The organism is Marinobacter sp. (assembly GCF_041687235.1).
In the GTDB taxonomy this organism is placed as follows: domain Bacteria; phylum Pseudomonadota; class Gammaproteobacteria; order Pseudomonadales; family Oleiphilaceae; genus Marinobacter.
On sequence record NZ_JAWLCH010000015.1, the window covers coordinates 1 to 13,456 of the forward strand.

General features: G+C 57.9%; 10 protein-coding genes. 4 read left to right on the forward strand and 6 right to left on the reverse strand.

Translation table 11 applies throughout. The annotated features are described in order from the left end of the window. Positions 1-541: 541 nt before the first annotated feature. Positions 542-937 (reverse strand): hypothetical protein, encoded by a 396-nt coding sequence (locus tag ACESMK_RS16560; RefSeq protein ID WP_213512529.1) that lies wholly within the window; start codon positions 935-937, stop codon positions 542-544. Between the two features lie 361 nt (positions 938-1,298). On the opposite strand from ACESMK_RS16560, the gene ACESMK_RS16565 reads away from it, so the two are divergent. Continuing rightward, a complete protein-coding gene (locus tag ACESMK_RS16565) occupies positions 1,299-2,291 on the forward strand; it encodes an integron integrase (protein ID WP_373001152.1) in 993 nt (330 codons plus the stop codon). Between the two features lie 47 nt (positions 2,292-2,338). Here the strand turns inward: ACESMK_RS16565 and ACESMK_RS16570 are convergent, their stop codons facing one another. Then, complete coding sequence (locus ACESMK_RS16570) at positions 2,339-2,686, reverse strand: 4a-hydroxytetrahydrobiopterin dehydratase (RefSeq protein WP_373001154.1); 348 nt, start codon at positions 2,684-2,686, stop codon at positions 2,339-2,341. Positions 2,687-2,814: 128 nt separating this feature from the next. On the opposite strand from ACESMK_RS16570, the gene imuA reads away from it, so the two are divergent. The 3 genes from imuA to ACESMK_RS16585 are packed head-to-tail and all read left to right on the forward strand — an operon-like array spanning position 2,815 to position 8,051. Further along, positions 2,815-3,504, forward strand: coding sequence for a translesion DNA synthesis-associated protein ImuA (gene imuA / locus ACESMK_RS16575; protein WP_373001156.1), 690 nt, complete (start codon positions 2,815-2,817; stop codon positions 3,502-3,504). Between the two features lie 9 nt (positions 3,505-3,513). Further along, a complete protein-coding gene (locus tag ACESMK_RS16580) occupies positions 3,514-4,932 on the forward strand; it encodes a Y-family DNA polymerase (RefSeq protein WP_373001158.1) in 1,419 nt (472 codons plus the stop codon). Next, positions 4,932-8,051 (forward strand): error-prone DNA polymerase, encoded by a 3,120-nt coding sequence (locus ACESMK_RS16585; RefSeq protein WP_373001160.1) that lies wholly within the window; start codon positions 4,932-4,934, stop codon positions 8,049-8,051. The genes ACESMK_RS16580 and ACESMK_RS16585 overlap by 1 nt, the downstream gene beginning before the upstream one ends. Before the next feature lie 282 nt (positions 8,052-8,333). On the opposite strand, the gene ACESMK_RS16590 is transcribed toward ACESMK_RS16585, so the two are convergent. From ACESMK_RS16590 to dbpA, 4 genes are all read right to left on the reverse strand, one after another. Then, positions 8,334-9,668, reverse strand: coding sequence for a sodium ion-translocating decarboxylase subunit beta (locus ACESMK_RS16590; RefSeq protein WP_373001162.1), 1,335 nt, complete (start codon positions 9,666-9,668; stop codon positions 8,334-8,336). A gap of 13 nt (positions 9,669-9,681) precedes the next feature. After that, complete coding sequence (oadA, locus tag ACESMK_RS16595; RefSeq protein WP_373001164.1) at positions 9,682-11,469, reverse strand: sodium-extruding oxaloacetate decarboxylase subunit alpha; 1,788 nt, start codon at positions 11,467-11,469, stop codon at positions 9,682-9,684. Between the two features lie 40 nt (positions 11,470-11,509). Then, the gene (locus ACESMK_RS16600) at positions 11,510-11,761 is read right to left on the reverse strand and encodes an OadG family protein (protein WP_008172126.1); all 252 of its coding nucleotides are present in this window, start codon (positions 11,759-11,761) and stop codon (positions 11,510-11,512) included. A gap of 223 nt (positions 11,762-11,984) precedes the next feature. Then, the gene (gene dbpA / locus ACESMK_RS16605; RefSeq protein WP_373001166.1) at positions 11,985-13,358 is read right to left on the reverse strand and encodes an ATP-dependent RNA helicase DbpA; all 1,374 of its coding nucleotides are present in this window, start codon (positions 13,356-13,358) and stop codon (positions 11,985-11,987) included. Positions 13,359-13,456 lie beyond the last annotated feature (98 nt).

Sequence of the window (13,456 nt, forward strand, 5' to 3'; positions counted from 1 at the left end):
GCGATGACGCCCTTGCCCTTCTCCTAGCCTTCGGCTCTGCGAACACCTGGCAGGAGGACTTTCACCTCCCTAGTTCTGTGCCATGCCCGGCACACACGCCAGCCATAAGGGGCGCCCTGACAAGGGCGTCCCGTGGAGGGCCATCGGCCCGGAACAGACTTAATGGCTTTGTTAATTTGCAGCTCCACGCCGACTACGTCCATGTATTATTTCCTGCGGCGTGTACGCCATAAACCCCACCCGCCAACAATGAGAAGAAAAAGGTTTGCCAGCAGTGACGCTCCCCAAAACTGAATGCTAGCGGATTGCTGCTCCAACATTTCTGGCGTTGCATCCTGATAAGGAAGGGAGGCTCCAGAAAATTCCAAGAAGCTGAAAAAAGCTCCTAAAAGCCCAACCACAACGAAAATGAAGCTCCCTACTCGCATGCTATTCCTGCAATTTAACGCAGCTCAGCACGCGCTGCTGCGGAATGGAGGCGAAGCCGCAATGCAGTAGCCGTCGCCGTGACTGGCCTGGTTAGAAACTTTTTGCACGGTCTCTAGCTTTCCGATTTGTACACGATCCAGTTCCGATAGGATTCTGGCTTGATTTCCTCAGTTTCCACCGGCTTAACGGGAACCCTGGATAACCACTGCTCTGAATCAATTTGCTCAAAAGTTTCGGACCTGACCTTGTACACATATCCCACCTGGTCCCAATCAACATCGGTATCCTTTAGCATGATACGAGGTGGGCGCTCCGAGGTTTCAACAGAGAAAACTGCCCCGTCGCCGAGAGGGCGGTATGAAATTGCAAAAGGGATTGCCAACTCCCGCTCTGAAACAGCATAAACGCCGTGCTCGTTATCCGCCATGCCATACCCAACACCCTGCGTCGGATTCAGCAGATCAAGCTTTTTTCGAGTACCGTGGTACAGATATTCGGGTTTATCCATCGCTCGACCAGTTTCTAACAGCTAATTCAACGACAAATGACATCTATCCAAAATGCGTCTATCTCCCAACGCTTTTCATGCCACCATCAAATTTTCTTTTTTTATCAGTAAACTACTGAGCTCTAAAAAGTAGTTGCCCGCAAGATAGGCGTCAATTATTGAATTTCTCCAAAAGCATCCGGCCGCTTATTTTCCGCCAATCCTTATTGACTATTCCATAATTTTCATGGGGTTGTAAGCCACTTAAAGAGAAAATGATGGAATTTTGCGACAGTTGTCGTATATCTCCGGTTTTCTGCGTGAATTTACGCAATGCCAGCCCTACAGTACTGTATAAATAAACAGCATGGAGGCTGAGCGAATGATCCTGGACATCCCACCCAAACTGCCGGATAACCCTACCCGCTTCATGGATCGGCTTCGTGCGTTGATCCGTAGCCGGAACATGGCCTACAAAACTGAACAAACTTACTGTCACTGGATCAAACGCTTCATTCGTTTTCATGGCATGCAACACCCTTCTGCCTGCTCGGCAAAGGAAGTGGAGCAGTTCCTGTCACATCTGGCGGTTCAACGTAATAGCAGTGTCAGCACCCAGCGAACAGCTCTGAATGCCATTGTTTTTCTGTTTCGAGAGTTTCTGGAGCAGCCACTGGAAGAACTATCATTTGAACTTGCACGAAAGCCCCAGCGCTTACCCACGGTTTTCACCCATGACGAAGCCCGGGCTGTAATTGGCCACTTGCAGGGCGAGTCTCAATTGGTGGCGCGTTTAATGTACGGCTCGGGCCTTCGAATCAACGAAGCCTTGAGGCTTCGGGTAAAGGATATAGATTTCGGGATGCAACAGATCATCGTACGCGGCGGCAAAGGCAACAAAGACAGAACAACACTGCTCCCGGACTCCCTTTGCAAACCACTCACTCTGCAAATGAAAATCTGCCTGGCGCAGCACATGCAAGATCTTGCTCAAGGCCATGGGGAGGTCTACATGCCCGCTGCTCTGAACCGGAAATATCCCAGCGCAGGCCGGGAACCGACATGGCAATACTTGTTTCCGGCCTCAAAATTATCAGTAGACCCCCGTAGCGGCGTTCTGCGCCGACACCATCTCATGGATCGCAGCGTCCAGCGGGCCATAGGTTCCGCCATTCGAAAAGCGGGAATTTATAAACAGGCAAATAGCCACGCCCTGCGCCATAGCTTTGCGACTCGTCTACTTGAAGCGGGATACGATATTCGCACCATTCAGAAGTTGTTGGGCCATGCCGACGTTCGCACTACAGAAATCTACACCCACGTTGTTCGTAAGGGCGGTTTTGGTGTGCGCAGTCCGGTTGATGAAGGCTTCTAGCCTCAGGGAAGGACAGCGGCGGAAATCGGGTTCCGCCGCGATGGGGATTACTGCATATCGTTGAACGCAGCGTCGGTTCTCGCTGCCAGGATAAAGTCGTTCTTGTGCAGGCCACCAATCTCGTGGCTCCACCAGCTCACTGCAACTTTGCCGTACTCCAGAACAATCACGGGGTGATGGTCCTCGGCTTCCGCGAGGTCACCGATCTTGTTGGTGAATTCCAGAGCCTTCACAAAGTTTTTAAGCTTGTAGACCTTGTGAAGCTGTTCTTCACCGTCAATGTCCAGAATTTCCCAGTCTGGAACCTCTTTGTGTAGCTGTTGCTTTTCTTCCTCGGTCGCCTTGGGTGCGTTCGGGCTGCATGCTTCACAGCTGTGTGCTTTCAGGTCACTCATTTCAACCTCCATGGTTGATGGCTGTACTACAAGCGTGGGTCGTGCCCTTCGCTTTATCAACCCGTCTCTTGAAATCCAGCCGTTTTCGGAATACTGTATATTTAAACAGTATTCCGAGAGTTTTCATCATGAGCGAGCTTCTGAACACGCTGATGCAGGATGCCCGTGTCTGGCAGGGGCACCGCCACACCCAGACCACACAGCCTGCAGAGTCAACCGGTTACCAGGTGCTGGATAACCAGCTCGGTGGCCTGGGCTGGCCCTGCGGTGCCCTGAGCGAATGTCTGCTGGATGCACCGGGAATTGGCGAGCTGCATTTGCTTCTGCCGCTTATTCAACGGGTATGCGAAGAGGGCAAAAGCGTGTTCTGGCTGAACCCGCCGCACACGCCCTATGCCCCTGCCCTGGCCCGGGAAGGCGTGAATCTGGACCAGGTGGTTCTGATCCATACCGAGGATGAGGGCGACTTTCTGTGGACCCTTGAGAACTGCCTGCGTTCACCGGTCACCGGGCTGGTGATGGCCTGGCCGGGCAAGCTGGCCTCACGGGAAGTCCGCCGCCTGCAACTGGCCGCCGAAGCTGGCAGCAATGTGTGTGTGCTGTTCCGGGAACGGCGCTACGCCGAGCAGAACTCTCCGGCGGCCCTGCGCCTGGAACTGGAACCCGGCGAGCAGCAGGCTCTCAAGGTGAATGTACTCAAACGCCGGGGCAGCTGGCCCGGGCAGCGCTGTTCACTGGCCATGGCCCAGCGGGCCGATCTCTCATTTCGTGAAACCACCCGGGTTGTCCGGGGCCCCTGGTCGGGTTCAACCGGGTAATAACGCTCCATGCTCTGGCTGTATCTGCATTTCCCGCACCTGGTGCTGGACCATATCCGCCGCACCCGTGAAGATCAGGGCGCCCTGGTGGTGGTTGAAGGCTCTGGCCAGAAGGTAATCCAGGCCTGCCCCGAAGCCAGGAGTCAGGGTATTCGTAGCGGCATGCGCCTGAAAACCGCTATCAGCCTGGCGCCGGACCTGGGCATGGTGCGTGCCGATGAAACCCGGGAAGCCAGGATTCTGGAAGATCAGGCCCGCTGGCTGTACCGCTACGCCGCCCATATTGTGCTGGTGCCGCCCGATGGCCTGCTGGCCGAGATTGGCAGCCTGCAGAAGCTCTATGGCGGGCTGCCGGCCGTTTGGCAAACGGTGGAACAGGGGTTGAATGAGCGCCAGCTGAATGCCTGGATCGGTATTGGCTATACGCCTCTGGCGGCCCGGCTGATTGCCCGCGCCGGCAAGGGGGAATGCACAGCAGATAAGGGCCACATTCTTCGAAGCCTGAGCCAGATGCCCCTGCTGGCAGCGGAATTCAACGAGAAAGCCTGTACCCGGCTACAGCGCCTGGGGCTGAACACGTTGGGGGAGGTGTTTGATTTACCGCCCGGGGAACTGGCTCGGCGCCTGTCTCCGGAACTGCTGGCTTACATCCAGAAAATCCAGGGCACCCGGCCGGATCCCCGCACACCCTGGCAACCGCCCCACTCGTTCCGCCAACAGGCGGATTTTGTGCAGGAAATAGAGAACACCCAGGGGCTGGTGTTTCCGCTCCAGCGCATGCTCGCCGAACTGGAAGAAGATCTGTGCTGGCGCCAACAGGATACCGACAGCCTGCGGCTGGTTCTCCGGCACCGCCATGCAGAGCCAACCCGGCTGCAGATTCGCACGTCCGGGCCCGAGCACCGGGCCGATAATTTTCTGAACCTGATTCGCCTGCGGTTGGAACAACATTCCCTGAGCGCCCCGGTTATCTCTATTGTTTTACTGGTGAAGCGTTTCCTCTCCCGGGAAGCACCCACCGGGCAAGATCTGCTGGGCGAAACCCAGGATCTCAATGAAGCCTGGCATACCCTGATCAGCCGGTTGCAGGCGCGTCTTGGCAATCAGGCACTCAGACAACTCTCCCCCCAGGCTGATCATCGTCCCGAGCGGGCCTGGTCGGCCTCGGAAGTTCTGCGTAAAACCGGAACGCCGCTGATACCGGCGGCAGACCTGCCCAGGCGGCCACTCTGGTTGCTGAAAGGCCCGCAACCGCTGACCGAGGCGCCAATTGCCTGGTTTTCCGGGCCAGAGCGCATTAGCGGCGGCTGGTGGGATGGCCAGCGGGTGCACCGGGATTACTACATTGCCCAGTTGAACAGCGGCCAACTGGCCTGGGTCTTCCGGGATGCCCGGGAAGGCTGGTTTGTGCATGGGTGGTTTGGCTGATGCCTGGGCAACAGTATGCGGAGCTGTTCTGCTTCAGCAATTTCACCTTCCTGACCGGCGCATCTCATCCTCACGAGCTGGCCGAGCGGGCACACGAGCTGAGTTACACCGCCCTGGCCATCACCGATGCCTGCTCCGTTGCCGGTATTCCCCGGGCCTGGGCGGCGCTGGCAGACAGCCCGGTCAAACTCATTACCGGCAGCTGGTTTGAGCTCTCAGATGCGCCAGCCGGCACAACCCCGCCCCGTTTTATCCTTCTGGCCCGCACCCGCAAGGGCTATGGCCAGCTTTGCCAGCTGATCACCACTGGTCGCCGCCGTGCGGAAAAAGGCCAGTACCAACTGTTCTATCGGGACATTGAAACTCATGCCCTCGATGACTGCCTGTGCCTGTGGCTGCCGCCCTCGCCTACCGAGGCTGATTCCGATCAGGCCCTGGCCTGCGGCGAGTGGCTGGCCCGGCTGTTTGACCCCCGGATCTGGATTGCCGCCGCCCGCACCCTGGAATCCGGTGAGGAACAGCGGCTTGCCCGAATACACTGGCTGGCCGATCAGCTACGCATTCCCGTTGCTGCCGTAGGCGAGGTGCACATGCACAGCCGGGAGCGCCAACCCCTGCAGGATGTGCTCACCGCTCTGCGCAACCACACTAATCTGGAGAATGCCGGCCACTGCCTGTTCCAGAATGGCGAGCGATACCTGCGCCCCCTGCCCGTTCTGCAACGGCTGTTTCCGGAAGCCTGGCTGCATGAAACCCTGGCCATTGCCAACCAGTGCACCTTCGAGCCCGGCAGCCTGCGCTATGAATACCCCCCAGATCTGGTGCCGGAGGGTGAGACTCCAGCCGGCTACCTGAAACGGCTGACCCGCGAAGGCGAGCGCCGGCGTTATCCGGAAGGCACGCCGTTGCAGGTACAGAGCCTGATCCGCAAGGAGCTGGGCCTGATCTCGGAGATGGAGTACGAGCACTACTTCCTCACCATCCACGATATTGTGGACTTTGCCCGCAGCCGTGGGATCCTCTGCCAGGGCCGCGGTTCGGCGGCCAATTCTGCCGTGTGTTACTGCCTGGGCATCACCGAGGTGAACCCGACCCGGGTGGAGCTTCTGTTCGAGCGGTTTATTTCCAAAGACCGGAACGAGCCCCCCGATATTGATGTGGATTTTGAACACGAACGGCGGGAAGAGGTCATCCAGTATATATACCGCCGCTACAGCCGCGAACGGGCTGCCCTGGCCGCCACGGTGATCCGTTATCGTCCCCGGAGTGCCATTCGCGATGTTGGCAAGGCCCTGGGGTTTGATCCGGCTCTGGTGGAGCAGTTACTGGAAGGCATCGACTGGCGGGACAAAGCCACCAACTGGCGACAGCAGATTCTGGACAAGAAAATCACCCGCAACCCCCAAGTGGCAGACCAGTTCTTTACTCTGGTCAATACACTGCTGGGCTTCCCCCGGCACCTGTCCCAGCACGTGGGCGGTTTCGTGATCAGCGCCGGGCCACTGGCCGAACTGGTGCCGGTGGAAAACGCCGCCATGGCCGACCGAACCGTGATCCAGTGGGACAAGGACGATCTCGAGAGCCTTGGGCTGATGAAGGTGGATGTACTGGCCCTGGGCATGCTCTCTGCCATTCGAAAGGCGCTGGAACTGATCAGCGATGAAAAAGGCCAGCCTTTCCGGATGCAGGACATTCCCCAGGAAGACCGGGCCACCTACGCCATGCTTCAAACAGGCGACAGCATCGGCGTGTTCCAGGTGGAATCCCGGGCCCAGATCAACATGCTGCCCCGCCTGAAACCGGAAACCTACTATGATCTAGTGATCGAAGTGGCCATCGTGCGGCCCGGACCCATCCAGGGCGACATGGTGCACCCGTATCTGCGCCGCAAGCACGGCCTGGAGCCGGTGGATTACCCCAACGATGCCGTGCGCAAGGTACTGGAACGCACCCTGGGCGTGCCCATCTTCCAGGAACAGGTGATCAAACTGGCCATGGTGGCGGCCGGTTTCTCCGCCGGCGAAGCCGATCAGTTGCGCCGGGCCATGGCCGCCTGGAAATCCCACGGCGACCTGACCCCGTTCCGGGAAAAGCTGGTCACCGGCATGTTGGAGCGCGGGCACGATGCCGATTTTGCCGAACGGCTGTACCAGCAGATCTGCGGCTTTGGCGGCTATGGTTTCCCCGAATCCCACGCCGCCAGCTTTGCCCTGCTTGTCTACGTCTCCGCCTGGATCAAACGGCACTATCCGGCGGCCTTTTACTGTGCTCTGCTCAACAGCCAGCCCATGGGGTTTTACTCGCCGTCTCAACTGGTTCAGGATGCCCGACGCCACAACGTCACCGTACTGCCGCCGGATGTGAACGCCAGCCAGTGGGACCACACCCTGGAAGGCCCCAATCGCCAACTCCGGCTGGGCTTGAGAATCATTCAGGGCTTTTCCGTTAATGGTGCCGAACGCATCCACCAGAACCGCCCGGCCGCAGGCTATCGCTCCGCCAGCGAACTTCGCCGCCTGGCCGCCCTGAATCAGCGGGATATGGAGCTGCTCGCGGGCGCCAACGCCATGCCTGCATTCACCGCCAATCGCCACCAGGCCTATTGGCAGCTGCTCGACCACGAGCAGCCCACGGAACTGTTCGCTGAAGAAGTCGCTGTCGATTACCAGCCGGACTATTGCCAGCAGCTACCGGAGCCCTCAGAAGGCCAGAACGTCCTTGCCGACTACGCCAGCCAGGGGCTCACCCTCCAGCGCCACCCGCTGGCCCTGCTCCGTGAACAGGGGCACCTGAAGTTCTGCCTCAGCGCCGAACAGCTCAAATCCACCAAAGCTGGCATCCCTGTACAGGTTGCCGGCCTTGTTACCGGCCGCCAACGTCCCGGCTCCGCCTCCGGCGTTACCTTCGTTACCCTGGAAGACGAGACCGGCAATGTGAACGTGGTGGTCTGGCTGGAAACGGCACGGCGGCAGCGCAAGCCGTTACTGACCGCCCGGTTGTTGCATGTAAAAGGAGTGCTGGAACGCCAAGGGGATATTGTGCATGTGATGGCGGGGCGGCTTTCGGATCTTAGCCATCTGATTCAGTCCCTGCCGGTTCATTCCCGGAATTTTCATTAAGTCTGCGACTTGCCGATTAAATCTGTCGGATTACGGCTTCGCCTAATCCGACCTACATGATGTAGGTCTTCGATGCGATGACTCCAGAGATCATGGAGCGGGTGTGGAACCTCCTTTCAGGAATGTCTCCGGCCAGGGAAGGCCGGAGTCAAGCGCACATGGATGTGCTCGTAGCGGTTCCTGAAAGGAGGTTCCACACCTGCTCAAACTCCAGAATTATCAGTCTTATAAAGCAAGAAAACCCCGCACAAAGGCGGGGTTTTCGGTACTGCGGCAAACGAATCAGCCCAGAAGCTTGATCATCACACCGGCAGCAACCGCAGAGCCGATAACGCCGGCCACGTTCGGGCCCATGGCGTGCATCAGCAGGAAGTTCTGCGGGTTGGCTTCCAGACCAACCTTGTTGGAGACCCGCGCCGCCATCGGCACCGCAGATACACCGGCAGAACCGATCAACGGGTTAATGGGTTCACTGGTGAACTTGTTCATCAGCTTCGCCATCAGAACACCGGTCGCCGTGCCAACACCAAAGGCCACAATGCCCAGGCCCAGGATGCCCAGGGTCTGGCCATCCAGGAACTTGTCTGCCATCAGCTTGGAACCGACAGACAAGCCCAGGAAGATGGTTACGATGTTGATCAGAGCATTCTGGGCGGTGTCGCTCAGACGCTCAACCACGCCACATTCACGCATCAGGTTACCGAAGGTGAACATGCCCAGCAGGGGGGCTGCATCCGGCAGGAACAGCACCACGGCAATCAGTACCACCAGCGGGAAGATGATCTTCTCTTTCTTGCTCACCGGGCGGAGCTGGGACATCTTGATAGCCCGCTCTTTCTGGCTGGTCAGCGCCTTCATGATCGGCGGCTGAATCATCGGTACCAGAGCCATGTAGGCGTAGGCCGAGACTGCAATGGCACCCAGCAGGTGCGGTGCCAGAACGCTGGACACATAGATGGACGTCGGACCATCCGCACCACCGATGATACCAATGGCAGCCGCTTCAAGAATGGTGAAATCGAGGATCCCGGTCCAGTCCAGCAGCGCGGCACCGATGACCGTACCGAAAATACCGAACTGTGCAGCGGCACCCAGCAGCAGGGTCTTGGGATTGGCAAGCAGCGGACCGAAATCCGTCATCGCCCCTACACCCATGAAAATCAGCAGCGGGCCAACGGTGCTGCCGATAATCACGGAGTAGAAGTTGTACAGCATGCCATTGCCGTAACCGAAGTCCTGAGCAAGGGAGTTCGCCATCGCCATTTCAGAGTAACTTGCTTCTTTAACGGCCTGTTTGAAGGCTTCCTTCAGCTCGGGCGTTACCGCCTGCCCGGCCTGATAGGCCACATCCAATGGCGCAGCCAATGCGGCCAGAATCTGCGTTGCCTCGCTCTTCAGCGCGAAGTGGATGGCATTTTCCGCCGCAGTCAGGGCAAGCCCTGCCTCCGGAATATTCGCCAGAATGCCACCGAACCCGATGGGTACCAGAAGCAACGGCTCAAATTTCTTGTTGATCGCAAGATAGAGAAGACCGAGGCCGATGGCGATCATGATCACCTGGCCGATCTCGATGTTGAACAGGCCACTGCCTGTCCAGAGTGTCATTAACTTTTCCATGGAATGCTGGCCCTTATGCGATTGTCAGCATTTCGTCATCAGGGGAGACGGCATCACCGACCTTGATGAAGACTTCACCGATTGTGCCGGCTTTCGGCGCGCGAACCTCGGTTTCCATTTTCATGGCCTCGAGGATAATCATCACATCGCCCTCTTCCACGGTGTCACCCGGTGAAACCAGGACCTTGAAGATGTTACCGCCCAGGGGCGCAACCACAGGCTCACCTTCACCTGCAGCAGGTGCCGGAGCCGAGGAAGCAGCTGGTGCTGAGGCAGCACCGCCCTCGCCCTGGATCTGGGTGATCTCACCACCCTCGGAAACGGCAACCACGAATTTCTTGCCATTCACTTCCACGGTATAGGTCTCGGGGCCTTCAGACTTCTTGGTCGGAGCAGCGCTTTCGGCGGTCGGAACCGGCTCGAACGCATCCGGGTTGTCACGGTTTTCAAGGAACTTCAGGCCGATCTGCGGGAACAGGGCGTAGGTCAGCACATCATCGACCAGGTTATCCGCCAGTCTGATGCCCTTCTCGTCAGCCAACTTTTTCAGTTCGTCGGTCAGCTTGTCCATTTCCGGCTCAAGCACATCTGCCGGACGACAGGTCATCACTTCCTTGCCATCCAGAACACGCTCCTGCAGTTCCTTGTTCATCGGCGCCGGAGCTGCTCCGTACTCGCCTTTCAGGATGGCTGAGGTCTCCTTGGAGATGGACTTGTAGCGCTCACCGGTCAGAACGTTCAGTACCGCCTGGGTACCGACAATCTGGGAGGTCGGGGTTACCAGCGGGATGAAGCCCAGGTCTTCACGAACCTTGGGGATCTCCTCCAGAACCTGATCGAACTTGTCGCTGGCATTCTGCTCACGCAACTGGTTTTCCATGTTGGTCAGCATACCGCCCGGCACCTGGGCAATCAGGATGCGGGAATCGGTACCACGGAGGCTGCCCTCGAACTTCGCGTACTTCTTCCGTACTTCGCGGAAATAAGCGGCAATCTCTTCGAGCAGGTTCAGATCCAGGCCGGTATCACGGTCAGTACCCTCAAGAATCGCAACCACCGCTTCGGTGGGCGAATGACCGTAGGTCATGCTCATTGAGGAAATGGCGGTGTCCACGTTATCGATACCGGCTTCCGCAGCCTTGATGGCGGTGGCGGTCGACATGCCGGTGGTGGCGTGACACTGCATGTGGATCGGGATATCCAGCTCTTTCTTCAGACGGCTGACCAGATCGAAAGCCACGTACGGCTTGAGAATACCGGCCATGTCCTTGATCGCGATGGAGTCCGCACCCATGTCGGCCACTTCCTTCGCCAGCTCCACCCACATTTCGATGGTGTGAACCGGGCTGGTGGTATAGGCAATGGTGCCCTGAGCATGTTTGCCGGTCTTGCGAACGGCCTTGATGGCACGATCCAGGTTACGGGGGTCGTTCATCGCATCAAAAATACGGAACACGTCGACGCCGTTCTCGGCGGCACGCTCACAGAAACGGTCCACCACATCATCCGCATAATGACGGTAACCCAACAGGTTCTGCCCGCGCAGAAGCATCTGCTGCTGGGTGTTGGGCATGGCTTTTTTCAGCTCGCGGATGCGCTCCCACGGGTCTTCGCCCAGGTAGCGGATGCAGGAATCAAAGGTCGCTCCGCCCCAGGATTCCAGTGACCAGAAACCGACCTTGTCGAGTTTCTCGGCAATAGGCAGCATGTCATCCAGCCGCATACGGGTGGCAAGCAGGGACTGGTGGGCGTCACGCAGGATAACGTCCGTAATCCCCAGCGGTTTCTTTGTGTCAGTCATCGTGTCAGCCTTCTGTTTAAAGGTTCTATCTTTTACCGGGTCACTTCTTGTGGCGCGACCGGAATTGTGCAATCGCCTTCTTGATGGCCTCGGCTGTGTCAGGGTCAACCGACGCGGGCGCCTTCGGCTTGGCACGTGGCGTTTTGGCCGGGGTTGCCGGCTCTGGCGGCGCAAACCGTCCTATAAGCTTGGACATGAGGAGTGTTGCGAATACCAGAATAATCAGGAAAACGAACACAAACCCCATTCCGGCAATCATCAGATCGACGGCTTGTGACATCAGGTCATTCATATCGAACAGCTACCTGTATTGATTTATGTTTCTCCCGAACTTTGCCCGGACTGACCAGTTAGACTAAGGTCTAAGGGACTTCCGCGACAATTCGGGTGGCAAAATCCTGCGTAATTTACCGTTTTCAGTGCCCCCGGGCAACCTGAATGCAAAAATCTATACGGGGTTTCCGAGCGTCGCGGCCCGGAAAGACATGCATCACAGCACCCGAAGCAATTCTCATTCAGGCATATCGGACGCGTATTTTCCGGCCTTTCACCTTACCGCCCTCAAGCCTGGCCAAAGCCTTCCCTGCCAGCGACTTTTCAACAGCCACAAAACACTGATGATCGAACAAGTCGATTTTTCCCACCGCTTTCCCGGGCAGGCCCGCTTCGCCGGTTAAGGCACCCAGCACGTCCCCGGGACGGATCTTGTCCTTGCGGCCGCCGGCGATACAGAGCGTTTTCATGGAAGGAATCACCGGCTTTAGCGGAGTCGCCAGAAGGGACTCAGTATCACCCCACTCCACGCTCCGCCCCCTTTCGGATTCGATACGGGTGATCTTGTGGCCCTGGGCCGGCGTGCAGAAGGTAACGGCATGGCCCTGCTCTCCTGCCCGGCCGGTACGACCAATGCGATGGGTATGAACTTCCGGGTCCCTCGCTGGCTCGGCATTGATAACCAACGGCAGGGACTTGATATCCAGGCCTCGGGCGGCCACATCGGTGGCAACCAGAATTGAGCAACTCTGATTACCAAAGCGCACCAGCACACTGTCACGCTCTCTCTGCTCAAGGTCTCCATGCAACGGCAGTGCGGAAAACCCCCGGTCGACCAGTTCCTGCGCCATGTCGTCACACTGCTGCTTGGTTGTGCAGAAGACGATACAGGACTCAGGCTGTCGCTCGGAGAGCAGAGCCACAATGGCGTCTGATTTCGACTGGGGAGCCACTTCGTAGAACAGCTCTTCAATATCCGGATTGTCACCGGTTTGCTCGGCGCGAACGTCTACCGGGTTGCTCTGATACTGTTTGCTGAGCTCGCGAATGGGCGCGGGCCAGGTGGCGGAGAACATCATGGTCTGGCGGGATGGCGGTGTCTGCGAGAGGATATCCTCCATTGCTTCCTGGAACCCCATATCGAGCATCCGGTCAGCCTCATCAAGCACCACAGTTTTGAGTCGCGCCAGAGAAAGGGTCTGCTTACGCAGGTGATCCTGGATCCTGCCGGGAGTGCCAACCACGATATGGGCCCCATGGCTGAGCGAACCAATCTGGGGCCCGATCGCCACACCGCCGCACAGGGTCAGCACCTTGATATTCTCGCGAGCCCGCGCAAGCTCTCTGAGCGCCTTGGCCACCTGGTCTGCCAGCTCCCGGGTCGGGCACAACACCAATGCCTGAACCGCAAACAACCTGGGATTCAGCCGCTCTACCAGGCTGATGCCAAAAGCGGCCGTTTTTCCGCTGCCGGTTTTCGCCATGGCGATGATGTCTTTACCGGCCAACCCGGGCTCAATGGCCTTTGCCTGAATCTCAGTGGGTTGTGCAAAACCCAGCTGCTCAAGATTCGAACGCATGGCGGAGGACAAGCCGAAGTCACTAAAAGAAGACATAGAAGAAAATCCCGGAATCAGCGGAAGCTGGTTATGAAGGCAATAATGAGGGCGTATACTAGGCCCAAATCATACCAGAATCCGCAACAAAAGAACGG

Bases quoted from the DNA above. Each gene is read 5' to 3' on its own strand.
- imuA (WP_373001156.1), top strand. From the start codon at position 2,815: ATGAGCGAGCTTCTGAACACGCTGATGCAGGATGCCCGTGTCTGGCAG.
- ACESMK_RS16565 (WP_373001152.1), top strand. From the start codon at position 1,299: ATGATCCTGGACATCCCACCCAAACTGCCGGATAACCCTACCCGCTTC.
- dbpA (WP_373001166.1), bottom strand. From the start codon at position 13,358: ATGTCTTCTTTTAGTGACTTCGGCTTGTCCTCCGCCATGCGTTCGAAT.
- ACESMK_RS16585 (WP_373001160.1), top strand. From the start codon at position 4,932: ATGCCTGGGCAACAGTATGCGGAGCTGTTCTGCTTCAGCAATTTCACC.
- ACESMK_RS16600 (WP_008172126.1), bottom strand. From the start codon at position 11,761: ATGAATGACCTGATGTCACAAGCCGTCGATCTGATGATTGCCGGAATG.
- ACESMK_RS16560 (WP_213512529.1), bottom strand. From the start codon at position 937: ATGGATAAACCCGAATATCTGTACCACGGTACTCGAAAAAAGCTTGAT.
- oadA (WP_373001164.1), bottom strand. From the start codon at position 11,469: ATGACTGACACAAAGAAACCGCTGGGGATTACGGACGTTATCCTGCGT.
- ACESMK_RS16580 (WP_373001158.1), top strand. From the start codon at position 3,514: ATGCTCTGGCTGTATCTGCATTTCCCGCACCTGGTGCTGGACCATATC.
- ACESMK_RS16590 (WP_373001162.1), bottom strand. From the start codon at position 9,668: ATGGAAAAGTTAATGACACTCTGGACAGGCAGTGGCCTGTTCAACATC.
- ACESMK_RS16570 (WP_373001154.1), bottom strand. From the start codon at position 2,686: ATGAGTGACCTGAAAGCACACAGCTGTGAAGCATGCAGCCCGAACGCA.